The sequence below is a fragment of the Paenibacillus paeoniae genome, from assembly GCF_003388735.1.
Taxonomy (GTDB): Bacteria; Bacillota; Bacilli; order Paenibacillales; family Paenibacillaceae; genus Pristimantibacillus; species Pristimantibacillus paeoniae.
In genome coordinates this window covers 71962-96382 of sequence record NZ_QUBQ01000001.1, presented here as the reverse complement: position 1 = coordinate 96382, position 24421 = coordinate 71962, and the positions used below count along the sequence as shown (strand labels likewise).

Annotated in this window: 24 protein-coding genes and 1 pseudogene; 7 read left to right on the top strand and 18 right to left on the bottom strand. The window is 47.0% G+C overall.

Going from position 1 to position 24421, the window contains the following annotated elements; genetic code table 11:
* A complete protein-coding gene (locus DX130_RS00500; RefSeq protein WP_116041991.1) occupies positions 1 to 687 on the bottom strand; it encodes a response regulator transcription factor in 687 nt (228 codons plus the stop codon).
* Between the two features lie 180 nt (positions 688 to 867).
* Here DX130_RS00500 and DX130_RS00495 point away from each other — a divergent pair, with 180 nt between their 5' ends.
* Both DX130_RS00495 and DX130_RS00490 read left to right on the top strand, forming a co-directional pair.
* Positions 868 to 1902: a DJ-1/PfpI family protein gene (locus DX130_RS00495; RefSeq protein WP_116041990.1), complete on the top strand. Its 1035-nt coding sequence runs from the start codon at positions 868 to 870 to the stop codon at positions 1900 to 1902.
* Positions 1903 to 1948: 46 nt separating this feature from the next.
* Positions 1949 to 2614: a DUF2306 domain-containing protein gene (locus tag DX130_RS00490; RefSeq protein ID WP_116041988.1), complete on the top strand. Its 666-nt coding sequence runs from the start codon at positions 1949 to 1951 to the stop codon at positions 2612 to 2614.
* A 1294-nt stretch (positions 2615 to 3908) separates the two neighbouring features.
* Here DX130_RS00490 and DX130_RS00485 read toward each other — a convergent pair.
* Positions 3909 to 4211 (bottom strand): Dabb family protein, encoded by a 303-nt coding sequence (locus tag DX130_RS00485; protein WP_206098748.1) that lies wholly within the window; start codon positions 4209 to 4211, stop codon positions 3909 to 3911.
* A 195-nt stretch (positions 4212 to 4406) separates the two neighbouring features.
* Between DX130_RS00485 and DX130_RS00480 the strand changes: the two genes are divergently transcribed.
* The 3 genes from DX130_RS00480 (at position 4407) to DX130_RS00470 (ending at position 7492) form a co-directional block, all read left to right on the top strand.
* Entirely contained in the window at positions 4407 to 5318 is a 912-nt protein-coding gene (locus DX130_RS00480) for an SDR family oxidoreductase (RefSeq protein WP_116041985.1), read from the top strand.
* Between the two features lie 149 nt (positions 5319 to 5467).
* Entirely contained in the window at positions 5468 to 5893 is a 426-nt protein-coding gene (locus DX130_RS00475) for a MarR family winged helix-turn-helix transcriptional regulator (RefSeq protein WP_116041983.1), read from the top strand.
* A 225-nt stretch (positions 5894 to 6118) separates the two neighbouring features.
* On the top strand, positions 6119 to 7492 hold the full coding sequence (locus DX130_RS00470; RefSeq protein WP_116041981.1) for an MFS transporter: 1374 nt from the start codon (positions 6119 to 6121) through the stop codon (positions 7490 to 7492).
* Between the two features lie 127 nt (positions 7493 to 7619).
* On the opposite strand, the gene DX130_RS00465 is transcribed toward DX130_RS00470, so the two are convergent.
* The 7 genes and pseudogenes from DX130_RS00465 to DX130_RS00435 form a co-directional block, all read right to left on the bottom strand.
* Positions 7620 to 8099 carry a DUF6530 family protein gene (locus tag DX130_RS00465; RefSeq protein WP_116041980.1) on the bottom strand — a complete coding sequence of 160 codons (480 nt, stop codon included), beginning with the start codon at positions 8097 to 8099 and terminating at the stop codon, positions 7620 to 7622.
* Positions 8100 to 8229: 130 nt separating this feature from the next.
* Positions 8230 to 8589, bottom strand: coding sequence for a GIY-YIG nuclease family protein (locus DX130_RS00460; RefSeq protein WP_116041978.1), 360 nt, complete (start codon positions 8587 to 8589; stop codon positions 8230 to 8232).
* Between the two features lie 38 nt (positions 8590 to 8627).
* A complete protein-coding gene (locus tag DX130_RS00455) occupies positions 8628 to 9590 on the bottom strand; it encodes a vWA domain-containing protein (RefSeq protein WP_116045602.1) in 963 nt (320 codons plus the stop codon).
* 134 nt (positions 9591 to 9724) lie between these two features.
* Entirely contained in the window at positions 9725 to 10843 is a 1119-nt protein-coding gene (locus tag DX130_RS00450) for an AAA family ATPase (RefSeq protein WP_116041977.1), read from the bottom strand.
* A 12-nt stretch (positions 10844 to 10855) separates the two neighbouring features.
* Positions 10856 to 12052 carry an MFS transporter gene (locus tag DX130_RS00445; protein ID WP_116041975.1) on the bottom strand — a complete coding sequence of 399 codons (1197 nt, stop codon included), beginning with the start codon at positions 12050 to 12052 and terminating at the stop codon, positions 10856 to 10858.
* A 1-nt stretch (position 12053) separates the two neighbouring features.
* Positions 12054 to 12532 (bottom strand): annotated as a pseudogene (locus tag DX130_RS00440) (DUF6530 family protein).
* A gap of 312 nt (positions 12533 to 12844) precedes the next feature.
* Positions 12845 to 13348, bottom strand: a complete 504-nt coding sequence (locus tag DX130_RS00435; protein WP_116041973.1) for a GNAT family N-acetyltransferase — start codon at positions 13346 to 13348, stop codon at positions 12845 to 12847.
* A 251-nt stretch (positions 13349 to 13599) separates the two neighbouring features.
* Between DX130_RS00435 and DX130_RS00430 the strand changes: the two genes are divergently transcribed.
* Positions 13600 to 14055 (top strand): Lrp/AsnC family transcriptional regulator, encoded by a 456-nt coding sequence (locus tag DX130_RS00430; RefSeq protein WP_116041972.1) that lies wholly within the window; start codon positions 13600 to 13602, stop codon positions 14053 to 14055.
* A gap of 54 nt (positions 14056 to 14109) precedes the next feature.
* Here the strand turns inward: DX130_RS00430 and DX130_RS00425 are convergent, their stop codons facing one another.
* From DX130_RS00425 to DX130_RS00390, 8 genes are all read right to left on the bottom strand, one after another.
* Complete coding sequence (locus DX130_RS00425; RefSeq protein WP_116041970.1) at positions 14110 to 15336, bottom strand: MFS transporter; 1227 nt, start codon at positions 15334 to 15336, stop codon at positions 14110 to 14112.
* Between the two features lie 317 nt (positions 15337 to 15653).
* Complete coding sequence (locus tag DX130_RS00420) at positions 15654 to 16373, bottom strand: GntR family transcriptional regulator (RefSeq protein WP_116041969.1); 720 nt, start codon at positions 16371 to 16373, stop codon at positions 15654 to 15656.
* Positions 16374 to 16393: 20 nt separating this feature from the next.
* A complete protein-coding gene (locus tag DX130_RS00415) occupies positions 16394 to 17173 on the bottom strand; it encodes an inositol monophosphatase family protein (RefSeq protein WP_116041967.1) in 780 nt (259 codons plus the stop codon).
* A 14-nt stretch (positions 17174 to 17187) separates the two neighbouring features.
* A complete protein-coding gene (locus DX130_RS00410) occupies positions 17188 to 18105 on the bottom strand; it encodes a ComEC/Rec2 family competence protein (protein WP_116041966.1) in 918 nt (305 codons plus the stop codon).
* On the bottom strand, positions 18089 to 18970 hold the full coding sequence (locus DX130_RS00405) for a carbohydrate ABC transporter permease (RefSeq protein WP_116045601.1): 882 nt from the start codon (positions 18968 to 18970) through the stop codon (positions 18089 to 18091). The genes DX130_RS00410 and DX130_RS00405 overlap by 17 nt, the downstream gene beginning before the upstream one ends.
* Positions 18971 to 19002: 32 nt before the next feature.
* On the bottom strand, positions 19003 to 20214 hold the full coding sequence (locus DX130_RS00400) for an extracellular solute-binding protein (protein ID WP_116041964.1): 1212 nt from the start codon (positions 20212 to 20214) through the stop codon (positions 19003 to 19005).
* Positions 20215 to 20229: 15 nt separating this feature from the next.
* Complete coding sequence (locus tag DX130_RS00395; RefSeq protein ID WP_240643969.1) at positions 20230 to 21054, bottom strand: carbohydrate ABC transporter permease; 825 nt, start codon at positions 21052 to 21054, stop codon at positions 20230 to 20232.
* A gap of 229 nt (positions 21055 to 21283) precedes the next feature.
* Positions 21284 to 23371, bottom strand: a complete 2088-nt coding sequence (locus DX130_RS00390; RefSeq protein ID WP_116041962.1) for a sensor histidine kinase — start codon at positions 23369 to 23371, stop codon at positions 21284 to 21286.
* A gap of 124 nt (positions 23372 to 23495) precedes the next feature.
* Between DX130_RS00390 and DX130_RS00385 the strand changes: the two genes are divergently transcribed.
* Complete coding sequence (locus DX130_RS00385; RefSeq protein WP_116041961.1) at positions 23496 to 24221, top strand: response regulator transcription factor; 726 nt, start codon at positions 23496 to 23498, stop codon at positions 24219 to 24221.
* Here the strand turns inward: DX130_RS00385 and DX130_RS26275 are convergent.
* Positions 24208 to 24375 (bottom strand): hypothetical protein, encoded by a 168-nt coding sequence (locus DX130_RS26275; RefSeq protein ID WP_165861092.1) that lies wholly within the window; start codon positions 24373 to 24375, stop codon positions 24208 to 24210. The genes DX130_RS00385 and DX130_RS26275 overlap by 14 nt on opposite strands.
* Between the last annotated feature and the right edge of the window lie 46 nt (positions 24376 to 24421).

The window sequence follows — 24421 nt, the reverse complement described above, 5'->3', positions numbered from 1 at the left end:
TTAGCCCCCCTCAAAGCGATAACCGACTCCCCAAACATTGATCAGCAGCAGCGGTTGATTGGGATCAACCTCTATCTTCTCGCGCAGTCGGCTGAGATGTACCCGTATCGTATGCTTATCGCCTACCCCATCCCAAAACTTGTCGAGCAACTGCTCATAAGTGAACACCTGTCTGGGATGCTCGGCAAATAATCGCAGCAGTTCGTATTCCTTTGGTGTAAGCACAACATTTTTCCCCTCGATTGTCACTTCTCTTGCTGTCAAATTAACCTTGATGCGTCCATAATCCAATATACTCTCAGTTATGGCTTGCCTGGACGACGTTCGCCGCAATACCGCTTTGACTCTGGCGACGATCTCGCCGGGTGAAGCCGTCTTCACGATATAATCATCGCCGCCCAAGGTTAACCCCCGAATCTTGTCCACATCATCGCTGCGAGCACTCAGGAATAGGATTGGGACATTGCTTTCCTTCCGAATTCTGCGGCATAGCTCAAACCCGTTCTCTCCCGGCATCATAATATCCAGCACGATGCAATCCATGGAACGCTGCTGGAACAAAGTCCACGCTGTATCGGCGTCACAAGCCGTTATCACTTCAAATTGTTCATTTTCCAAAAAATCTCTAAGCAATTCCACGATACTCCGATCATCGTCCACGACGAGAATCGTATATGCCTCGCCCATACCATCCCACCTCTACCTACAAGTTTATCATCTTTCCGATTTGCACAAACGTATCCTGCCATTCTGTGATGCTTTGTTTATCGTTTTGTGACCTTTTTGCAGCGTTGTTCGAGAGATTCGTTTGTTACGCTAATCCTGTCACATGCTAAGCAAATGTGCTTGAAAAAGGAGGCATTACTTATGTTACATGTTCAAGTTGTATTGTTTGATGGTTTCGACTTGCTGGATGCGATTGCACCCTATGAAGTTTTTTGCGCTGCTGCCATGAATACCGATCACGCGTTAACCGTTGAGCTGGTTACGGCCGAGGGGCCGAGACTTGTGACCAGCGGTATTAACGGAGTCAAGATGGAGGCAACCGGCCGACTGAACCCTCAGCGTACGGGCATTATTGTTGTGCCAGGTGCTTCCGGCAAGATCGAAGGAAACAGCCCCGATTCGATTCCGGCTATTCTCAATCGTGCTATGCGTACTGAACTAACGAGTATAGTTGGAGAGGCGCTAGAGCAACAGGGTACGATTGTGGCTACTGTATGCGGCGGATCACTCATTCTCGCTATGGGCGGGTTGCTGGAAGGCAGACCAGCAGTTACTAATCATCTGGGCATGGATTTGCTGGGAGCAACCGGTGCAATCCCCGTCCAGGCGCGTATTGTAGATGATGGCCATCTGGTAACCGGCGGTGGTGTCACTTCCGGTCTGGATGTAGCGTTATATTTGGTGGAGCGTGAGCTTGGACCTCGCCTTGCACATTCGGTAGAGCAGTTGTTCGAATTTGAACGTAGAGGAACCGTCTGGAGAAATACCGGAGTGGCGCCCGTACAGCAGCAAGGAAAGGAAGAAGAAGCTGGCAAGGAGTCGGCTGAAGTCACAGCAAGCGAGGCTCATCCCAATGAAGAGCATATACAGGCCTCAAGCTTCAATGGAAATTGGGATACTACAATCGCTACTCCGGTCGGGAAGCTTCAAGTTCAACTTGCGATTTCGACTAGCAACGGGATCATTCAGGGAAAGGCTACGCAAGGAGACGAGACGGTTGAATTCATCGCCCCCACGCTGCTGGACGAGAAGCTTGCATGGTCGCTTCAAATTTCAAAACCTATGCGTTTAAATCTCAAATTCGAGGTGACTGCGGAGGGTGACCGGATGAGCGGTATTGCCAAAGCTGGTATTCTTCCAGCTTCCAAGCTTACGGGGATAAGAGTGTCCTCATAGGGATCATGTATCTTAATTAAAGGAACCGCGGAGGTAAAAGAACAAAATGAACCGTCGGAAAACCTTATACCGCGTTTTAGCCTTAATCAGTATCGGTTTTATCAGTTACGCTTTGATGAAAAATTTCCTGATCGATCCCGGAGCCCATGGATTTCTAAGCTATAAGACGGGACTTAAACGCGAGCTTAAACTCCCGCTTTGGTTGAACGTCATGTACATTCATGTCGCCTTTGCCTGTCTTGCGATGGCTTCGGGCCTCATCAATTTCTCTGGACGAGTACTTGAAAAGCATCGCAGGTTTCACCGTATCAACGGTTACTTATACATCGTGTCCGTACTGATAGTCGTCATTACCTCGGGCTATATGGCACCTTACGCTACCGGCGGGAAGATTAGCAGTATGGGGTTCAATTTATTAAATATTATCTGGCCGGCAATTACCCTTACTGCTCTCATTTATATTAGGAAGAAACAAATGATCAAGCACCGGAACTGGATGATTCGCAGTTATGCTTTTTGTTTTACCAACATGCTTATTCATCTCATCGCTTCCCTCTTTCATCGGGGATTCGGTTTTCAATACCCCGACAGTTATACAATCGGCGTATACGGTTCCATCGCCCTTCTGCTGATCATTCCTGAAGCGGTCATTCGAATGATCGGTCAGCCTCCTACTCATAAGCAATCTAATCACCCAATCGCCAAAGGCTAACACACCTGACAATAGAACGAGCGGCGAGCCCCTTATCCTAACCATGCAAGAATGCCAAGCATGCAATAATACAGCCCTTCACCGTTTGAGGTGAAGGGCTGTTAGCCTGTTGAAAAAGTCTCGACAAGCTGAGAGTGCCTGTAAAGCAGCCCTCTCTCAGCGTTGAAAGTTGTCTGGGGACCACACATTGTCACTGCCGCCCATAGGAGGCAGGCACGGATACTGCTTGTAGACTTTTTAATCTCTCTCATCGCCCTAATGTCCATGAAGGCAGACCTCGGTTCACTCTAAGTCGATCTCATCGCCCTAATGTCCATGAAGGCAGACCTCCGTCCACTCTAAGTCGATCTCATCGCCCTAATGTCCATGAAAGCCGGCCTACATCCACTTTAAGTCGGTCTCATCGCCCTAATGTCCTTGAATGCCGACCTACGTCCACTCTAAGTCGCTCTCATCGCCCTAATGTCCATGAAAGCCGGCCTACGTCCACTCTAAGTCGCTCTCATCGCCCTAATGTCCATGAAGACCGACCTCGGTCCACTCTAAGTCGATCTCATCGCCCTAATGTCCATGAAAGCCGGCCTACGTCCACTCTAAGTCGGTCTCATTGCCCTAATGTCCATGAAGGCCAACCTCCTCCGTCCACTCTAAGTCGGTCTCATCGCCTTAATGTCCATGAAAGCCGACCTCCTTCCACTTTAAGTCGGTCTCATCGCCCTAATGTCCATGAAGGCTGACCTCCGTCCACTTTAAGTCGGTCTCATCGCCCTAATGTCCATGAAAGCCGGCCTACGTCCACTCTAAGTCGGTCTCATCGCCCTAATGTCCATGAAGACCGACCTCGGTTCACTCTAAGTCGGTCTCATCGCCCTAATGTCCATGAAGACCGACCTCGGTTCACTCTAAGTCGGTCTCATCGCCCTAATGTCCATGAAGACCGACCTCGGTTCACTCTAAGTCGATCTCATCGCCCTAATGTCCATGAAGGCCGACCTCGGTTCACTCTAAGTCGGTCTCATCGCCCTAATGTCCATGAATGCCGGCCTACGTCCACTCTAAGTCGCTCTCATCGCCCTAATGTCCATGAGGGCAGACCTCAATCCACTTTAAGTCGGTCTCATCGCCCTAATGTCCATGAAAGCCATCCTCCGTCCGCTCCAAGACGTTTTCACCGCCTTCAGTCGGATGAAATACCTATTGCTTCTAAAACAAAAAGTCCCGACAACTGAAAAGTTCATAGGACTTTATCGACACTCTGACAGCCCTTCACGGTTTGATGTGAAGGGCTGTCATTTTATTGGTGAAGCACTAAATCGATCTCCTGAAAACGGCTAACCCCTGTCTTCCAACGCTCCTGAACATAACGAACATGGACCGGATGATCATTATAGCTTGCATACGCTTGTTCATCTGCAAATACCATGGAGAAACCATAATCATAATCCGTTTTCGGACTGACCTGATGAAATATTTGGAACTGTTCAACACCCGGAATCGCTGCCAGCTCTTCTTGGCTGATTTGTAAAAAACGCTCCGATTCCGCATCCCCTTTGCCTGAATGCAACGAAAAAACAACCATATGTTTAATAGCGCTCATCATCATTCTCCTCCTTGGTTGCCCTCATTGTACCATCTCCAGAAGCTTTCTGAATAGTATGGCAAAATAGTTCAAGCCTCTCTGTGCAGGTTAATCCTGATTACTAACTCTTATATCAGATCATTATATACGACATAAGTTGTCGTATTCATAACGTTATAATAAACGAATATGAAATGAAAGGGGCTTGGTAAAATGAAATCATTATCGGGAAAAGTAGCTTTGGTGGCTGGTGGTACGCGCGGCGCGGGCAGAGGCATTGCAATTGAACTTGGCGCTTCGGGCGCAACCGTCTACGTGACTGGCCGCACAACACGGGCGAAACGATCGGAATACAACCGTCCTGAAACGATTGAAGAAACCGCGGAACTGATTAATCAAGTCGGTGGCATCGGGATCGCCGTGCAGGTCGATCATCTCAATCCTCTTCAGGTTGAGGCTTTGATCGCGCGTATCGAGCGCGAACAAGGTCGGCTGGACATTTTGATCAATGACATCTGGGGCGGTGAGTATATGGTGGAATGGAATGTTCCCGTCTGGGAGCATTCGCTGGAAGGCGGCATGCGCATATTGAGACTGGCCATCGACACGCATATCATTACGAGCCACTATGCGCTGCCGCTGCTGATCCGTCAGCCTAAGGGACTTGTCGTAGAGGTAACGGATGGCACGCAAACGTATAATGAAGCGAACTATCGGCTTTCCTTTTATTACGATCTGGCCAAGACATCGATTATCCGTATGGCCAAGTCGTTAGCCCATGATCTTGCTCCCCATCAGTGTACGGCACTCGCAGTAACACCGGGCTGGCTCCGCTCCGAAATTATGCTGGAGATCTATGGAGTAACGGAAGAGAATTGGCAGGATGCGCTCGTACGCGAGCCGCACTTTGCCATCTCCGAAACGCCGCGATTCATCGGCCGCGGTATCGCCGCCTTAGCCAGTGACCCGGAGGCATCTCGATGGAGCGGCCAATCCACATCAAGCGGCGAGCTTGCAAAGGTATACGGCATCTATGATCTCGATGGCTCCAGACCTGATGCTTGGCGCTACATTACGGAAGTGCAGGATGCCGGCAAACCGGCGGATGTTACCGGATACCGCTAAACCTGCTTTATCACCAAAAAGGCTTGGAGAGAGGGATGGAATGCCCCCTCTAAGCCTTTTATCACCTGCTCATCAGTTGACAGAACCTTGATGCGGAAATATAATAGTCGCAACAACTATAATCGTGTCTATTATAAAGGAGCCTCCTCTTGGAATTAGAAAAATATATTGGTGTTAATGTACAGCGAGCAGCCCTTAAATTAAACAACTATTATCAAAAGGTCGTTAATCCGTTCGATATTACAGTGGATCAGTGGGAGATACTGGTCGTCCTGTGGGAGAAAGAAGGGATTACCCAAAAAGAGCTAGCGGAAAGACTTCATAAAGATCAAACCAATGTGGCGCGTATGTTGTTCAAGCTTGAGAAGAAAAGCTTTATTTATCGTGTGACGCATGAAACCGATCGAAGATCGTTACGTGTCTATTTGACTCCCAAGGGTCACAACATAAAAGAAGACATTCTGGCTCCATCCATTGAAGCGTACCAAAACACAATCAACGGCTTGTCTGAAGAGGATGTTGAAACATTCAGAAGAGTTCTGACGGCGATGTACAACAATGTAAAGGATTTATAATGCATCTCAGGGAAAGGAGGGTGTCACGCTTATCTCGCCTTACGAACCACAGAAGAAACCAAGCGGATTAGCATTATAGGTATAAAAAGACAGATTAAATAGTTGCTACGACCACTATCATCAAACCAACTTATTTATCATTTTCTCTAATAGTCTAGTTTATCTACACCCCATATACTTGCTAAGACAATTAATGACATAGCAACAAAAAGCGGAGGATACAAGATGAATACTACCCAAAAAGAAACAGGCATTTTTGACGCTCCATACAGAGCACTGACGATTGGCATTATTCTTGCCGTGATGACGGTAGCCTTTGAAGGATTGGCTATTACGACGATTGCTCCAAGTGTGGCGCAAAAGCTGCAGGGCATTCATTTGTACGGATGGATCTTTAGCGCTTTCCTATTGGCGCAGATCATAGGAACTATGATTATTGGACAACGAATGAACAGAAACGGCGTGTTTGCGTCGTTTGTCGTCTCGATTCTCGTCTTTTTAGCGGGAATTATAGTAGCGGCTGCTTCTGTGAACATGCTTATGCTCATATCCGGGAGAGTGCTGCAGGGCTTTGGAGCAGGAGCCGTAATTACATGCGTGTATTACATGATCACTCTAGGTTATCCGAATCATCTGAGAACCAAAATACTTGCAATGTTTTCAGCCGCTTACATTTTGCCCGCACTCATAGGTCCTTATGTCGCGGGATTATTAACGGAGCATTTTTCTTGGAGAGCTGTGTTTTGGCTAGTGCTGCCTATCATTGGTCTAGCCGTTGTTCTAACGCTTCCCGCATTCCGCAAATATTCAACTAGAGACAAGACTGCCCCAAAAACCGGCCGTAAGGAAGGCTGCGCCATATTGCTGGCTATCGGAACGGGAATGCTGTTAAGCGGGCTAGGAATGATTACGGATTGGAGGGGAATATCGCTGTCCATAGCTGGCGTACTTTTGATGATCATGCCCCTGCGAGAACTGCTGCCTGAAGGTACGTTTAGTGCAAAAAGAGGCTTGCCAGCGACCATTTTGACGAGAGGTTTGTTTGTCGCTTGTTATCATGCTACAGAAAGTTATGTAGTCCTTGCGTTAACCGATGTAAAAAAACTGCCTGCTGATCTTGCAGGACTCATTGTCGCAGCGGGTGCATTAAGCTGGTCCGCAGCTGCTTGGCTCCAGTCCAAGCTTGATAGCAGAGATCAAGGCCATGGTCGTAATAAACGTGTCATGAGCGGCATCGGCTTTATGATCGTGGGCGTTATCTCTGTTATGCTGTCTGTAAGTTTGCCCGGAGGCGGAATCGTATTTGCCGTTCTCTCACAGGTCTTCACCGGTTTCGGAATCGGCTTGGCCCACCCAACCACAGGGGCTATTGCATTGCAGCATACACAGACAGGCAAAGAAGGAGAAGTATCTGCCAGCCTTCAATTTACGGACGCTTTCAGTCCGGGATTAAGCATCGGGATCGGCGGTGCTTTTATTGCCATTAGCCATACGCTGCATTGGGGTCTGTTGACCGGCATAATGATCGCACTATCTCTTCAGCTGGTTTTTGCCCTCCTTAGCTTTGTGAGCTCCCATCGCATCAAATCGGTACATTGAGGAGTTCACCCGGAGACCGCTGGTCTCACGGAAGTTATAGCGCGTCGTGCTTATAACGAATATTGCATTTAAACGGAAACGTCCGCACATGACAAATAAAAACACCTTCAAACGAAGGTGTTTTTATTTAGTATCCCATATCCTTTAAAATTTTGGACAACGTACTCAAACGCTCTCCGATCATTTCATCATCATCGCTCAGAACTTGGCTGAACAGCTTAATATCTTCATTAATTCTTTCATTGTCCGTACAGATCGCCACAGACATGGCGTCTCCTTGCAGACCGATCCGGTCAATCACTGGCTCCTGCGGGTCATACATATGCTCATATCTGTAGGCCTCACGAAAATGAGCCAGCGATCTGCAAAGCAGAATGGACAAATCCAGAACGCGGTGGAGCGGCAGCTCTTCCGATTGCCTGGACCACTTTTCACCCGTATATCTCCATACTTTGGCCGATATATCGACCTTTCCTCTATCATTCCACTGAGCTAATCCCAGAGAAAGACCTTTTGCGTCCGTATTTCCGGCTAATCGTCCGTCGACCTTCTCATAATTTTCCGAAACGACGACAGGTTTATGCTTTAAGGTAGTAGGTATTTTCATCTTTCCCCTTCTTTCCTTGTACGAATTTACTTATTTACTAAACGACGGTTTCATCTTATCTTGGATTCCATCGATAGTCAATTCGCTCTAACCCGCCAATCTTCAATGGACGGTTAACGGGTAAATTCATTTAATCCTTTGGAGGTTTATTATATCCTCTGTCTCCATAGGGCTGCAGCTTCTCTAGCCACGGCTTTAAGATTTGCTTCTGCTCCCAGCGCATGTCGGTTATTTTGTCTATTTCCTTCTGCTCCAGCACCTCATACGAGAACGCATCGGCCCCGTATTCTTTCCATTCCTTCTGTAATTGAGCATTTGCAAATCTTCCTATATCCAGCTGCATCTGCAGGGTGAACCATTTGTTTTTCAAGTTGGGATAGCTGTCGATGTAGATTTTCCCGTTGACGTTGTTTTTAATTTGGGCGACGCCCATAAACGTCTTTATTTGCTTATATTCCTCAATCAGTTCCTTGCGTTTATTCATATCCATATCTTTTCCTCCCCATCCTCATTAATGAATAGTTAAGATCATATTAAATACCGGGCGATTATTCGAACCAATTTTGCAGGAAGCTCTTTCAAATTAGTAATATCCAAAAATTTCTCATGACCATAGATTTCACTGATGACGTCTTTGTCTTGACCGATAGCGGATGCAAGAAAGGTAATCCCTTTCCGTTCGTATTCCTCTATTGTTCGCTGCATGTCTTGAATGGCATAACTTCCCGTGTAATCGTCCATTGCCTTCGGCTGTCCATCACTGATGCTAATCAACAGCTTAGTCTGTTGCGGTGCATGAACTAATCGTTCCGCCATAATTTTAAGAGCCATGCCGTCGCGATTATTGCTTCTTGCTTGAATCCTCATCAGCCTGAAGCGATCATTGACACCTATTTTATCAAAATCGGCATATGCGTAGATCGACATCTGCTCCATCTTGGAGACATCCGCCGTATCGCCGTAGATTAGTATGGGAATATGACAAAGCTGACAAAATTCATAAACCGCGATTACAGCTCGTTTGGCTGCCTCTAATCTTCCAGAAGCGGACATCGATGCGGATTCATCCACTCTAAGACCAACCACCAGGGTAGGAGAGTCGGTTGGAGGACGTTTTTTGGCAAAAAATCGGTAATCCCTGTATGCAATGCTGTCTGCTTGAAATTTGCTGCCATAATAACGATTCCTCTCGAATTCAGAAGACGTCTCATGTTTCAGTAGCGGAAGAGTCCCTCTGGCCATACCCTGTACAATCGGTATAAGTCCCTTACTTAGCCGGACATAGTCCTGCTGATTTTGTTGATCATAATCAGGCCGATGAACGATAAGCCTTACTTTCTCGTGAATTGTGTCAGATACAACTTCCCTTGCGTTGCGATTCAGCTTTTTACGGAATTCACGCTCTTTTTGCCTTGCATCCTCTGACAAAGACTCGGGATTCGCCTGATGATAGTGGGGAGAACCGTCCTCGCCTCCATCCGAACGTTCCATATGGGTGGAATCATCAGATACAAGAGAAGAGCTTTTTTCACTATCGGCAGACTGTTTTAGTACGATCCCCTCTTCGTCCACGCTTTTGTCATGGTTTAAATCAGCGACGTCTATATCTCCCCACGTCTTGATTTCTATGGCATCGTTACTTTTTCGTTTTTTTTTACTACACTCGTCGCATTCTCTAAAGCCGCTATTAAACCATGCTTTTCGAGGGCTTCCTCCAATATTATGATTTCCTCTGGATCGGTTGTCATTTTGTAGATGACCTTATAATAGAGAGATTCTTTGGCGGAAGCCCCTCCGGCAACCGCATCGGCCCAGTAAAAAAGTGAGCGCATTCCAGCGACGCCTTTGATCGCATTAGCTCGGGCTGCTTTGTCCATAATGATTATGCTGTCTGCTAATAGGCTCAATACCGATTCATCCCAAAAACCCGTCTTGGACATCGCACGCTCCATCATCATTTCCTTGGTCGGCAGATCCATCTTCTCCGAATGCTGAACCCGATCACGCAGCGCTTCGTTAAGCGGCCTGGCCCCTGTATAGCTTCGATTTGCTGTAATAACGGCTATGAAATCCGGATGTCTGCGTATCATTTCAGTGGGAAGATTGATGCTGCCATCCAGCTCCAAAGCAGAATTCAACGCCATCAGTACGGCAGCGTCACGAATCACGTTTGGCTCCTGGATTTCCAATAAATAACCGTTTTGATAAGCTCTGACGATCTCCGATGGGTAAAATCGATACTCTACCGCTTCGCCATCGCTATTCTCCGACGCAAGCCTCAGCAATTGCTTCATTTTTAAGGCTGCTTGTTCCTCTGTAATTCCTAATGCATCCCTCACAATTTCAGTTGCACCTTGGAAACGATCACTTCCATATAGAGCTTTCAAAGCAGCCTGGTCCGCAAGCTCCAGCTTCTCCAATCGCTCAGTAGAAATTACAGGCAAAATGGCGCCGATAATATCCGATTTATCCATATCCGCAAAACAGGTTACTTTCGTATAGGGCAATCCGAAATTAGCCGATAACGCTTTGGCTAGCTGCGTTTTACCAGAGCCTGCATCACCTTCCAACAAAATGTTGGCAATTCTCATTTCCCCGCGATTCCAATTGCGTTTTATTTCATTGCTAACGCGCCGTTCTTCGTGGCTTTCTTTATGAGATATAGGCTTTTTCCAAACAAGCTGTTGCTCTGCTTCACTCAGTTGTCTCTCCGGTGACAAAGGATGAAGTTCAAATTCAGTCATTCCATTCCCCTCCTATTGCTCCGCTTTTCTTCTTTTCACCATGACAAGAGGAAGCAGCAACGTCGCACCGACAATCGTTAAAGCACCGCTCACAACATAGACCGTCAGAAGGGAAAGAGACTCTTTCAGATAGCCGGTAATGAACATACCCGTAACCATCATCCCCATAAACACAGGCATGATCGCGCCGGATACTCGGCCAATAAAGGACCCTTCTGTGTTCCGTACAAGCAGCGTTTGGATTCCGCCTTGAATACATGGATACACCAAACCGCTAATGACCAGTAGAACAATGGTCAGCCAGATTGTCGTTGACGCACCGATCCCTATTGTACAAATAGCCGAAATGAGCAAGCCAACCATAAGCAATACTTGAGGCTTCACTTTTTTGGCGATTCCCATAATGAGCGCTCCGCCCACCAGCATCGCCGCCCCATTGGCCATGACCAGCCACTGCAGGAACTGTTTATCCTGTCCCAGCTTCTCAATGACAAGGAAGATCTGAAGCGGCTGTGTCAGACCGGAAGCCAATCCGACAGCAGCGAAAGTCAGGCATAGCGTCCTTAAAGATTGATTGGACCCGATATACCGAAGTCCGGCCGTCAATTCCTTCATGAACCCTCCTGAATCGACGGATCTTGTCTCCTCTCCATCGCGTGGAAGCGAGGATAGAATAAGCGAGGACCCCAGAAATAGGACTGCCGTAAGGATCAGAGATACGTTAATGCCAAATTGAATGAAAATAAACGTACCGATAACCGGACCCAAAACCGTAAAGAGAGCCACAACCGTTTGGGACATCGCCATTACGCCCTGCAATTGTTCAACGGGCACATGTCGTTTGTACAGCTTCATGGCCGAAGGCTGAGAAAATTGCGACAAACTGGCGGAAATAAAGGAGCCGATAAGCAGTGCAATCCATCCCCCATTCATGACGGCGAGAAGTACAGCGATAACAGACAAGGAAGACAGCAGATCGCTCCGTACCATGGTCCGCTTCGGCCGCCATCGGTCGGCAAAGGTCCCGCCAATCAAGCCGAATATAAAGATCGGGGAAAATTCCGCGACCGAAATCAGTGATACATAAACCGGATTATTATTCGTCAATTCGGTAACAAATAAAAGGACGGAATAATTCCGGATCCAAATGCCCAATTGCAATAGCACTCGGGAAAAAATAATAGTTCGAACATAACGATTGGCAAACATGTTAATACCCCATATCCTGTAATATCGTTGTTAAGGTGCGCAGACGTTCGCCGATTATTTCAGCATCATCGCTAAGAGTCTGGCTGAACAGCTTAATGTCTTCATGAATTCTCTCATTGTCCGCAGCTATCGCCACAGACATCGCATCCCCTTGAAGGGCAATACGGTCAATAACCGGCTGCTCTGAATCATACAAATGCTCATGTCGATAAGCTTCCTGAAAATGTACGAGGGTCCGACAGATCAAATGGACAAATCAAGAACGCGATGGAGTGGCAGCTCTTCCGACTGTCTTGACCATTCCTCTCCCGTATATCTCCAAACCTTGGCCGAAATATCGATTTTCCCTCTATCGTTCCATTGAGCTAACCCCAAAGAAAGACCTCTCGCATCCGTGTTTCCGGTCAATCGGCCGTCCACCATCTCATCATTTTCCGACACAACAACAGGCTTATGCATGAACGTTGTGGGTATTTCCATCTAATTCCCTCATTTCTTTTTCCGATTTGATGCATTTAATATTTACTAAATTACTAATTTACTAACTTAGTAAATGACTGCTTAATAGTAGCTTGGAATTTATCGTTCGTCAAGCCGCTTTTCACTGCCTCTTTTTAGCATCCGTTTTTTCAAATAATCAAATGGGACTCTTGTGATGGGAACTAAACCGATAAAACAACAGCCTTGCTGACTATGTTGAATGGTCGCGATGAGCAATAAAAAAAGGCTTGTTCTCAACTATGAGACAAGCCTGATTCATATATTCGATCGATTAGATTCTTCATTTAGTCATTAAGATAAAATCGCTTTTTCCATAATAAAGTCATCCATTACATAGCCTTGTCCGATTGAGGCAATTTCCTCCCGCGCAATAATAAATCCCTTCTTCTTGTACACCGCAACGGAACCTTCATTCCCTTTATTTACGGTAAGACATAGACTCTTTAAGCCGTGTTCCTTGCCCAGTCCGATTATATAATCCATCGCATGATTGGCATAACCTTTACCGCGATGCTGCTTCAACATATAAAATTTGCTCAAAAACAGCTTGTCCTGTTGCAATTGCACCGCTATATAGCCAACGTTTTCCTCATTCGCCGTAACAAAGTAATATTGGTACCCCTGATGAATGATTTGATCAGCAATAGCAGCAACTGATTGAAATTTGTCCAGCATATAGTCGATTTGCTCTTGCGATATCAGGCTCAAATAATATTCATTCCATATCTCCGAAGCCATGTCGGCCACTTCTTTAAACTGTTGGTCGGTTTCGATCCTGTTAAAAGCAAGCTCCATAATTCAATACCCCTTCATACGTGAAAGATTTGCCCATCGCTGCGAGCACATTAGTTCTAATCTATCATTTTATCTTTGCAACAGAAGACGAATAACTTCTTTCATGCTGTTGCTTACTCTAAGGTATACTATTTATAATCATAATGAATTTCATCGAAATACCATAAACTTTTTCAAAATAAAGCTAACTAGCCAATGAAAATCATACCCTTAATCCATTTAACCTTAATTTTAAAGGAGAGCTGCATTCAATGGATCAAATCGATCAAAACATCTTGTACCATCTTCAGCATCAAGCGCGAATTTCCATGACAGAGCTTGGCAAGCAAGTCGGCCTGTCCCAACCGGCTGTAACGGAAAGAGTAAAGCGGATGGAGGAAAAAGGAGTCATCGAACAATATCGTACCATCGTATCTCCCGAAAAAATTGGAAAGCAAGCCGCAGCCTATACGCTGTTTCATACCAGGGATTGCGATGCTTTTCTTGATTTCTGCCGCTCCTCTCCGGAAGTGGTGGAGTGTCATCGTATAAGCGGAGAATATAATTACATGTTAAAAATCGTTACCGATTCGATACAATCCATTGAAACATTTACAAACAAGTGTAATAAATACGGGACGTATACCGTTTTAATTGTGATGTCTTCGCCTATTGATCATAAGTTTTTTATTTCTGAAGAGGTCAGCAGACTCGCCAATTTGAATTAACAGGCAAATACGACAAAAAATCCGGCACACAAACCGGATTTCTTGTATTGTCCTTTATTTAGATTTCATCTCCCTATTGCTTCGCGGTACGAAACCATGTTCTTTGGCTCGCGCTGTAACGACTAGAGCAAGTATAAGCAGCAAAAGCAATATCCACGGGAAGTTCCCGATACCTAATGTTCCCAGGAGAATGCCTCCGACTATACTGCCGCAGCCGATAGCCAGATTCCAGCCCGTTACTAGCATCGACTGGGCTACATCCGCATTTTCACCAGCGGTTTCAGCAATCGCTGTTTGCAACAGCGTGCCGGCTCCCCCGAACGTCAGCCCCCACAACGCAACGCTCAGATAGATCACTACAGGTTGATCACTGCCGATCCCCAGCAGTACAGATACTACAGCGAAGCCGGCTAGGCTAGCTAATGTGAGCCCCCGCAACCAACGATCAATTAACATGCCAATTCCCCAAATTCCAATGAAGGAAGCCATTCCGAATACGAGCAGGATCAAGTCCACTCGATCGGAAAGTCCTGCCTGCGCAAGGAACGGCGCAATATAGGTATAGAGAACGTTATGCGCAAGCACCCAAAGCAAGACGACAAATAGAACTGAGCGTACTCCAGGCATCATGAAAACTTTAACAAGTGAAAGCCGTTTTTCTGCAGCCTGCCCCGGAAAATCCGGAACCGCCTTCAGCACCCAAAGGATAAGTGGAAGCGCCAATAGAGACAGGATTCCAAAAACAAGCCTCCATCCAACGATCCCTCCAACAAATGTTCCAAGCGGGACGCCTAGTAGAAGTCCGAGCGGGGCGCCAATCATCGCGACTGCGAGCGCACGCCCCTTCAGGGATTCATGCACCATGCGGCGTGCATATCCTGCAGTTATTCCCCATACAACACCGCCTGCCACCCCAGCAAAGAAACGGGCAACCAACGTCAGAATATAGTTGGAAGATAAACTGGTGAGGGTGTTGAATACAAGAAAAACAAGCAAGCACAACAGCAATAATGGTCGTCTTCGCCAACCGCGTGTAGCCGTAATTAACGGTATGGCTGCCAAGGTCGAGCCAAGAGCATATAAAGTGACGAGTTGGCCGGCAAAAGCTTCCGACACGCCAAGCTCGGCGCTAATCTGAGGCAATAGGCCAGCGGGAAGCGTTTCGGTCAGGATACAGATAAATCCCGCCATTGCCAGTGCAAGTAATGCTCCCCATGGGAGACGGTTGATGGTAGCAACCATCCCGGTACTCTGTGAGGCTGAAGCTGCTTTTCTGTTCATTCTGACTGCACCTCTAATCTATCATTTTCAGATCAAATGATCTGGACTAAGCGAGTTTTTGCCTAGCGAATTATAGTTTACAGGATTAGTTAGCGATCTTACATAACGAATCCATTGTATTTTCATCATTTTTATTTGATTTTCAATTCATTTATTACAATCTACCTATATTTCAAATGAGACAGTATGACGTAGAATTCAGCAGCAAAAAAGCCCGTTAGAACAGATCTCTAACGGACTGCGGGACTGCATTTGTATATAAAAGAAAGTACAGACAGTAAGCAGCTGACTTCTGCCCCTGGCTGTGCCTCGGGAGGCTACTTCCGTTCCCTTCGTACCCAAAACTGAAAAATATCATTGCGCAAATAATCGTAGGAATACAAAACTTCCTTGTTTTGCTCATTATAATGAAGCTGCTTCATAAGAAGAATCGGCGTCTCCTCTTCCTTATCAACTTGCAGCCGCTGTACACATCTATCCTGCTTAAGAGGGACGACCATCTCGGTATCCGCTCTGGCGATATGAATTTTGCAGGAATCCTCCAGAAAGCTAAACAGCGATCCCGTGAAATCCATTCGTTCAAACAAATCGCCGACAAGCTCTTTCGGAATAATATTGATGGAATACGCCACCGCTTCCCCGTCCGCATAGCGAACACGCTCAATCTTCACCACCGGATCTCCTTCAGCAATATGAAGCGCCGCCGCCCATTCCCGCGTGCAAGCAACCTCTCCGATTTCTTCCTTGCTCTCATCCTCGGTCAGTCCGGCGAGCTTGATCATCGTACCTGTGCTCTGCAGCATCTCCAGACGACTCGGAATTGTCGGCAACGGCTTGATGACAAACGTACCGCTGCCATGCTTAACGAACAGCTTGCCCTCCTGTTCCAACAGCTTGATTGCCGCACGCAGCGTTTCTCGGCTCACGTTGAAGTATTTGGCCAGCTCATATTCAGCAGGGAGTCTTTGTCCGATCTTCCACAGCCGATTATCTATCATTTTTTCAATTTCTTGTTTAATGTGCAAATAGCTCGCCAATGCCGATACCCTCCATCCCTCTAAATGTCATCCTCTGACAGAAGCGCTGTCCTCAGCGATTCCAGCAGCTGCGAATTGCTGCATAGGAGCAGGTTATGACCTCCAACCTCCAGTTGCAGAATCTCTCCGCCCGCCTCCTCGATCATCAAAGCGCCGGCACACATATCCCAGCTGTTCAGATCAAATTCCCAAAACCCGTCCAAACATGCAGCGGCCACAAAGCATAGATCGAGAGCCGCGCTGCCCGTCCGGCGAATGCCCGATACCAGGCTGCTCATTCGGCTAAAGTAAGGCAAGTTCAGCTTGCTGCGGGTACGATCATTGGGAAAGCCGGTAGCCAGCAGGCTGCTGGTCAGATCGCTTCTACCTGAGACATGTATTCGCTTGCCATTCAAGTAGGCGCCGCGACCTCTCGCAGCATAAAATGTCATATTAAGCGCTGGAGCACATACCATGCCAACGACCGTACTACCTTGATACTGAAGAGCGATGGAGATGGAGGACATAGGGAAACCATGAATAAAGTTGGTCGTCCCATCAATGGGATCGATCACCCACAAATAGTCGCTCCCCTGCTCAAGCCGTCCCTTCTCCTCCGAATAAATGCTATGGTCAGGATACCTCTTCTGGATGAAGCTAATCAGCATGGCTTCGGACTGGATATCGACATCGGTTACATAGTCGGTATCCTGTCCTTTGGTTCTAATATCAAGCGACTGCCGCTGTGCCGCATCTCGCTGATACGCCGCTACCTGCTCCACCCAATGCTCCATGTCTTGGGTCCAACTCGTTATGTCCATGCTATCACATTCCCTTAATCGATTAAATTCAATCTTCGGTTGCTAATATCCATTCGTATGATGCGATGTGTCGTGCCTATCGCTTCTGTATACACCAGCTTGGCATCTGTACAGCGGTGAATCAACTGATCAAATTCGAGATGCGGCAGCTGATAGGTACCCTCGTCATCTGCACTAACAACAATATAGCGGGGAGCAAGCTTGTCCAGCAGCTCCTCCGATATGCTGCGGCGATCACCATGATGAGGAGCCTGCATCAAGCACACACCCGTAATCTCTGCCTCATACGGCTTCCAGAAATCCAGCCCGACATCTGAAGTGAGCAGCGCTACCGGCTCATCGTTGCTGCGAACAAGGAGAGCCATTGCCGTTTCATTAAGCTGGCGATCAATCCAGCCCAGCATATCCTGCTGCTCGTCCAGCCTCGCTGGATCGAGCGAGGTAAGTCCTTGCTCCAGTTGCATCAGCTTGGCTGGGTCAGGCATCAGAAACGTCAAGGCCACTTCCCCCAACTCCAGTGTATTCACTCTGGTCATCTTGCAGATGGGAATGCACATCTCTTTCGCCTTATGCAGCAATTCGGCATACATAGACAAGGACGCCAGCATCGGGGTGTCATAACGATTCAGCTCAACCGACATCAGCGCCGGCGGCAGCTCTACATGCAGCCGTATCTCGCCGATGCTTACCCCTCCAAGCAATGACAACACGCCCCCAATATGATCCCTGTGGAAATGAGTCAATACAAGCACATCAATATGACTAATGGCATATTCCCGAACGTAGTCGGAGGGACTGCAGCGACGCGCGCCGTCTCCCACAAAGGAGTCACCCGCATCCACAACAAGACAAAAGCTCTCATCGCCATGCTCCAACCGTATGACAGTCGATTCCCCAAAGCCCACATTCAGAAAATCAATGGTTGCGCCCATAGCGCTTACCTCCCAATGACCGCATGATGTAGAATACGGTAAAAGCTAGCACCAGCAGTACCATAATCATCGATGCGGACGCTCCATAACCGATTTGCAAATTGTATACGCCATGCCTGTAAATGTATTGCGTAATCGTTGTAGTCGAATTGGCCGGACCCCCGCCTGTCAAAATATTCACCTTATCGAACAGTCTGAACGAATCAATCGTACGCAACAGAATAACAAGCATCAGGCTAGGCAATATGTTTGGAAGCGTAATATGAATAAACGTGCTGATTCTACCCGCTCCGTCCACCAGCGCCGCCTCGTACTGCGACCTCGACACAGCCTGCAGCGCCGCGTAGAGCAGCAGAAAGGCAAACGGTGTCCACTGCCAAATATCGATGAGCAAAATCGCATAAAATGCTGTGTTGATGTCCATTAAAAAGTTAAACGGACCCGCTCCGAAAAAGGCCAGCATATGATTAATAATGCCGTTATGATTGCTCAGCATCATTTGCCACAGGAGCGCCACCGTTACCGGTGGCAGCAAGGAGGGAATGAGCAGAGCAACCCGAAAGAAACGCAATCCTTTTTTGACACTCTCCAGCAGCAGAGCAATGGCTAGTCCAAGGACTGTCTCGGTTGTGACGGCAAGCAGCATGAACTTCACCGTGTTCCAGACTGCCTGGAGAAACACTTCATCCTGCAGCACCTGCACATAATTGCGCAGTCCTACAAATTCCTTGGATTCACTAGCCAGGTAATAATAATCGGTAAAGCTGTTCGACACCGTATACATAAACGGGAAAACAGTCAGTCCGAACAATAACAATAATACAGGGGTGAGCATCAACCATTGAAAGCGTCGCTTACTATGCAAGCTCATTCCACTCCTTCACTATAGAATGAACCTTATTGCATCACCTGATCGATGGCTTGATTGGCCGCAGTAAGCGCAGCCTCCACCGACTTTGTACCCGCAATGGCTGCCGACAGCTCTGCGCCAAGCGCTTCCTCCACACGGGACCACTTCGTCGTTCTAGGTCTGGCCACGGAATTTTGCAGTGCTTCCAATTGAACCGGGAAATGCTTGTATTTCGCGGACAGCTCACTGTCTAAGTAGACGCTCTTTCTAGACGGCACTCCGCCATGCGCCACCATCTGCTTCTGAGAGTCGCTGCTCGTAATAAAGGTCAGGAACTGTGCGGCCAGCTCGGCGTTTTGAGAGTTCGCTGTGACGCCCATCATCCAGTTGCCGATCATACCGGTTGCCACTGGCTGGCCGTCAGCATCCCCTTTAGACGGAATTGGCGCGTAATCAGCCTTTGCCTCTTCACCCGAAATAAACCAGGATGGCCAGCCAAGCGCCATCGCTGCGCGGCCTTCAGATACTGCACTTACAATATCTGTCGTTTCGTAATTTTCACCTGCAGCAAGCAAGCTCTTATACGTATTCAGCGCCTTCACGCCAGCTTCGGAATGGACAGTTGCCTTCCACTGATCGTCAAACACTTGTCCGCCATACGCCCAAAAAATAGGCAGGAAGTCAGATACAATGGGATTGCCCTGTTGACCACGGATGATATAGCCGGCCGAACCACTCCCTTTCACCTTTTCCGCCCTTTGCAGCACCTCTTCCCAGCTTTGCGGCACAGTAGCCCCATTGCGGTCCAATAGATCCTTGTTGTAGAAGAATAGTTGCACATTTCCCGAGAATGGCAATGCATACTGTTCACCCGTGCCATAAGGATGCTTGCCTAGCGCAAGAGAGGACTCCTCAAAGTCCGGATCGGCCTGAACGCCAAGATCAGACAGCTTCTTGAAAATGCCCGCTTCGCTAAACTCCGGCATCCATGGATCATCGGCCATAATGAGATCGTAGGCGCTCTTCTTGTTTTTGGCATCCAGCGCAATCTTTTGCTTCAGGTCGGCAGCTTCCAGGCCAATAATTTCAACCTTCACCCCATGCTCCTGTTCGAATGTCGCCTTGACCGCTTCCATAGCTGCTACGTGCGACCCGCCTCTGGCCGCTATAACAAGCTTGTCATTTCCTTTACTCTGGCAGCCTGCCAGCATACCCGTCATCAATGCAACGCTAAGCAATGCCACAATTCCTTTTTTCATTATTCATCTCTCCTCCTATTCTTTTACCGCTCCTGCGGTCAACCCATTCATCAAGTGTCTCTGCATAAATACAGCTGTGAGCAGTACGGGAATCATCGAAATCATGCCTCCGCTCGCAACCTTGCCCCATTCGGTCAGCTCCTGCTCGCTGTTAAGCGTCGCAAGCTTCAGCGGCACCGTGAAGCTGTCAGGGCTTTGAATGAAGATGACACTGTACAAATATTCATTCCATGAATCCATGAAAGACAGAATCGTCACCGCGGCAATGCCTGGCACAACAAGCGGTACAATCACTTTGGCAAAAATCGTGAATTCAGATGCCCCGTCAACTCTGGCGCTTTCTTCAATTTCCTCGGGGACACCGGAAAAGAAAGCCAACATAAACCAAATAACAAACGGCAAATTAATGAGAACATGTGCAAGGATGACTGGTAGTTTCGTACTAAGCAGGCCCGCGTCGTTCATTAAAATGTACAGCGGCAGCGCAAAGGCAATCGGCGGCAGCACGCGAACGAGAAGAACCCATACAAGCAGCGCATTGCGGAACTTTACGCGGAAGCTTCTTCTCCCAAGCACATACGCGCAGGATAAGCCGAACACTAGCACAATGAGCAATGATGCTGCCGTAACCATAAAGCTGTTCGCCAGCGGCAGCATATAACGCTCCACTGTGAAGATGCTAATCACGTGCTTCCAAGTAGGGGCGCTCGGCACCAGAGAGACCTTCGCCAAGCTGTCAGCCTGCGTGGCGATGACCGTCATCCAATACACCGGGAATAGCGTACTCAGCAGCACAACTGCCAATATGGCGTATTTGGAGCCTGTAATCAGTTTATTCAAGTCGTTCTCCTTCCCCTTAATTCGTCTAGACGTCTATACGAATAATATAGGGGGAGTTTGTTATCGGCATATCATCGATTTATTAATAAACGATAAATCTGGGGAATGTAGAGGACAAGGTGAAATGAAAATAAGCCTTGCTCCCGTCGGACTAATGGTTGGAACCAAAAGTCTGGCTGGGCAACAAGGCTGTAATGTAAAAGGAGGTATCAAGCGAAGCGGCTGGCGATCAATTGTCTTTAACTATCTCTCTCTCTTGCTGACGGCTTACTGGAAGTCGAACTTCAAATTTGCTGCCCTTGCCCCGTTCGCTTTCTGCCGTAATCGTACCCTCGTGCTGTACGATGATTTCTTTGGAAATAGCGAGACCGAGACCTTTACCAGCAGATAGATTGGACTGCGCTCCCCGATTCGAACGATGGAATATACCGATGAGATGCTCTGCGGATATGCCTTGACCTTCATCTTCAATACGGATTATCACTACATCTGATTCAATCGTCGCTCCCAGAGTAACCCGCTTATTGGCCAGCGAATACTTGCAAGCGTTATGAACAAGATTGGTCAGCACTCTTCGCATGTCATGCGGATTAATGGTCATGATCGGATCGCTTGCTGCATGAATGCTCCACTGGCAAGACAGACCTGCAATTCGAATAAACTCTTCAAGAAAAACAAATTCTGCTTCAATCCATTGTCTGATGTGTACATCTTCAGTTGTTTGATAGGACGAAGTTTCATCTTCTTCATCGTCCAGGCTTAGCTCAAATAAATCATCAATAAATCTGTTGATATAGAGAACTTTTCCGTATAAATTCTCCAAGTGTTTGTTTTGCTCTCCAGGATGAACTTGAATGCCTAACATCATGGCCCTGATTCCGCCTTGTACAACGGTCAACGGTGACCTTACGTCATGAGAAATATTTTGCAGAAGCTCATTGCGTCTTCTTTTCGATTGAACTAATTTCTCCGTCCGTTCACTTACCGTCTGTTCCAATTCTTCATTCCAGCGCTCCAATGTCCGCACCAGTTTCTCCTGGTTGTTAATCATTTGCCGCTGTGCCTGGATTCTTTCTCGCTCTTTTTGCTTTGTTTGATAGGAAAGCGCAGCTGTGAATACAATGAACTCCGCTACAGAACCCAGTTGATACCCGTAATGGGTTAATATGTTGTAGTCGGCCAGGTTAAAGGTATACATAACGGCCGGGGCGGCGAGTCCAAAAATCGCAATCATGCCAAGCACAATATATCTAGCCGCAATATTCCCCCGAAATACACTGACGAAAGCAGCTGCAATTAAAATTAGAACGGCAATAAACTCATACCAAATGGCGATGGTGGAGAAGCCCGGCCAATGAAAGATCAACGCCAATAATAAAAGTGGCGAGGCCCAATGCAACGCTTTTGCTGCGTAACAGATAATTGGAGCGTAAGTCTTTAACTGCAGCACTTTATCCAAGAAGAACAGCGCAAACCATAGACAAAGAATAAAGAAAAAGAGAAAGATATCCTCATAAGAATTGAAAATACGTAAAAGCAGCTCTACGATACCGCTTTGCTCCCCCAGCAATTCTTGGGGCAGACCATTCCAAAACAGCTGTGACAGCGCGAAGAAGATAATATACAGCGAGTAGTAAATGTACGCGCTATCTCTCATAAAGATGTACATCGAGAATACATAGGCTGCCATAAGCAATACAAAACCGTAATAGAGGCCAAACAACAAATATTCTGTCCGAAGGATCTTATGGTAGGAGGGAGTACTTATTAAATCTAATGGGAGAATCATGGAACCTTCTGTTGTCGCGCGTATATAGAGAGTCACAGGCTGATCCACGGGCAATCTCAGTTCATAGGCCCAGTAATGATCGTCCAATCTCTTCCCATTTTCGAAGCCTGCTGCCCTACTCTGTTCATCAGCGTATAGTTCCATCTTATCGACAATGGCATTAGATAGCCGCAGCACCCATAGATCCAATGAGGAATGATTAATAATGGTTGTTCGAATCCAATATGTTTTCCCATCCAGCCCGAAGGCCGAGCGTCCCGATGCAGGAACAAACCGTTCATCCATGGATGATAATTGAATTTGCGAATCGTTCCATATTCCTCCAGGATCGGAGAGCACTTGCATGTTTACGTTTACGCTATATTTCTCAATTTCATCAGTTAATTGGATAACGGGATTCGGACTATCGTCGATTACGAATGGTCTTTCCAAAGGCATAAAATAGTTCCAAACAAGAACGACTCCCGCGGTAAATAGAAAGATGGAGAGAAGAAACAAACGTGTATGCTCCGCAAGGTACTTTTTCATGTAACGTCCTCTCTTGTTTAGTCAGATTTTAGCCCTATACCCACATTTCAAGCGTACCACAACCCTCTATAAAATGTTACTATTCTATTAACGCAATAAGTTATTAAATGAAGGAGCAACTACTGTGAAATCCAACATCATATTCATCATTGATGACGATCCGGATATCCAACAGCTTATGACAGCTTTCCTCTCCTACGAAGGATTCATTATCCGAAATGCACTCAGTGCTTCTCAAGCTCTCAAAATGCTGGAGATCGAGGAGCCTGACCTTATTATCATGGATATACAGATGCCAGATATGGACGGCATCACGCTCTGTGATCAGATTAGAAAACAGTACCCTCGTCCCATTCTGTTTGTTTCTGGCGCCCGCAACCAAGAGCTCAAAGCACGATCACTCCAATCTGGCGGCGATGATTATATAAGCAAGCCATTCGATCCTGAGGAACTCGTATTAAGGGTGAAATCGAATTTGAGGTGGAGCAACCTGCTGAATCCAACTCCTCTTAATCACACTAAGCTGGAGTTCCCTGGACTAAGTATTGATCTGGAGCGGATGACGGTGATGGTGGAGCATCAACCGGTTTCGTTATTGGCGAAAGAATTTCAACTATTAATCATGCTAGCCAGAAAACCCAATCAAGTATTCCATCCTGAACAGATTTACCGTCAAGTATGGGACGATGATTCCTACTACTCCAAAAATACGGTAAAAACACATATCTTTAATTTACGCAAAAAAATAGAGCCAACTCCAGCTCTTCCCCGGTACATTGTTACATCCGGGCGATTAGGTTATAAATTCAACCCTTACGGCATCATCTCACCGACAGCTATTTCCGAATAATCAATGTATACACACCGTACAATCTCAGATTCTCCAATATCTCGTCTGTCAGTGTTAATCCCGAAGGCATAATGACGTTTCCAGAAGCAGTAATAACCTCACTGGCAAGAATATCGCCAGGCCTCGCAGCATGAATGGATATAGGTCTCGTCATATTCGCCCCTCCTTTATCTTGATCGTAGTGAAAGAATGGCTGTCAC

Bases quoted from the DNA above. Each gene is read 5' to 3' on its own strand.
- DX130_RS00500 (WP_116041991.1), bottom strand. From the start codon at position 687: ATGGGCGAGGCATATACGATTCTCGTCGTGGACGATGATCGGAGTATC.
- DX130_RS00495 (WP_116041990.1), top strand. From the start codon at position 868: ATGTTACATGTTCAAGTTGTATTGTTTGATGGTTTCGACTTGCTGGAT.
- DX130_RS00490 (WP_116041988.1), top strand. From the start codon at position 1,949: ATGAACCGTCGGAAAACCTTATACCGCGTTTTAGCCTTAATCAGTATC.
- DX130_RS00485 (WP_206098748.1), bottom strand. From the start codon at position 4,211: ATGAGCGCTATTAAACATATGGTTGTTTTTTCGTTGCATTCAGGCAAA.
- DX130_RS00480 (WP_116041985.1), top strand. From the start codon at position 4,407: ATGAAATCATTATCGGGAAAAGTAGCTTTGGTGGCTGGTGGTACGCGC.
- DX130_RS00470 (WP_116041981.1), top strand. From the start codon at position 6,119: ATGAATACTACCCAAAAAGAAACAGGCATTTTTGACGCTCCATACAGA.
- DX130_RS00465 (WP_116041980.1), bottom strand. From the start codon at position 8,099: ATGAAAATACCTACTACCTTAAAGCATAAACCTGTCGTCGTTTCGGAA.
- DX130_RS00460 (WP_116041978.1), bottom strand. From the start codon at position 8,589: ATGGATATGAATAAACGCAAGGAACTGATTGAGGAATATAAGCAAATA.
- DX130_RS00455 (WP_116045602.1), bottom strand. From the start codon at position 9,590: ATGGAACGTTCGGATGGAGGCGAGGACGGTTCTCCCCACTATCATCAG.
- DX130_RS00450 (WP_116041977.1), bottom strand. From the start codon at position 10,843: ATGACTGAATTTGAACTTCATCCTTTGTCACCGGAGAGACAACTGAGT.
- DX130_RS00445 (WP_116041975.1), bottom strand. From the start codon at position 12,052: ATGTTTGCCAATCGTTATGTTCGAACTATTATTTTTTCCCGAGTGCTA.
- DX130_RS00435 (WP_116041973.1), bottom strand. From the start codon at position 13,348: ATGGAGCTTGCTTTTAACAGGATCGAAACCGACCAACAGTTTAAAGAA.
- DX130_RS00430 (WP_116041972.1), top strand. From the start codon at position 13,600: ATGGATCAAATCGATCAAAACATCTTGTACCATCTTCAGCATCAAGCG.
- DX130_RS00425 (WP_116041970.1), bottom strand. From the start codon at position 15,336: ATGAACAGAAAAGCAGCTTCAGCCTCACAGAGTACCGGGATGGTTGCT.
- DX130_RS00415 (WP_116041967.1), bottom strand. From the start codon at position 17,173: ATGGACATAACGAGTTGGACCCAAGACATGGAGCATTGGGTGGAGCAG.
- DX130_RS00410 (WP_116041966.1), bottom strand. From the start codon at position 18,105: ATGGGCGCAACCATTGATTTTCTGAATGTGGGCTTTGGGGAATCGACT.
- DX130_RS00400 (WP_116041964.1), bottom strand. From the start codon at position 20,214: ATGAAAAAAGGAATTGTGGCATTGCTTAGCGTTGCATTGATGACGGGT.
- DX130_RS00390 (WP_116041962.1), bottom strand. From the start codon at position 23,371: ATGAAAAAGTACCTTGCGGAGCATACACGTTTGTTTCTTCTCTCCATC.
- DX130_RS26275 (WP_165861092.1), bottom strand. From the start codon at position 24,375: ATGACGAGACCTATATCCATTCATGCTGCGAGGCCTGGCGATATTCTT.